Raw genomic sequence first — 307 nt, forward strand, 5'->3', positions numbered from 1 at the left:
GGGGTTTCCAGGTCGGCGACCAGGGCAGCGGCGCCCGCATCGGCCGCGATCTGCTCGAGCAGACGCTGCTTGCCTATGACGGCATCCGCCCCGGCTCGCCGCTGACGGACGCCATGCTCGCCGTCTTCCGCAACAACCCGCAAGACGTGGTCGAGTTCACCACAAACGCCAAGCCCGGCGACTTCGGCGGCTTCGCGCCAAAAGTCTTCGAGCATGCCGAAAAGGGCGACCTTGTCGCCAACTGGATCCTCGACAAGGCGGTTGGCGATGTCGAGGCCTCGCTCGGCGCGCTCGACCTTGCCGACGG

General features: G+C 67.4%; 1 pseudogene. It reads left to right on the top strand.

The features are described 5' to 3' along the window. Nucleotides 1–307, top strand: a pseudogene (locus EN808_RS35720) (N-acetylglucosamine kinase); the annotation flags it as partial.

It is taken from the genome of Mesorhizobium sp. M8A.F.Ca.ET.165.01.1.1, from assembly GCF_004792065.1.
Taxonomy (GTDB): domain Bacteria; phylum Pseudomonadota; class Alphaproteobacteria; order Rhizobiales; family Rhizobiaceae; genus Mesorhizobium.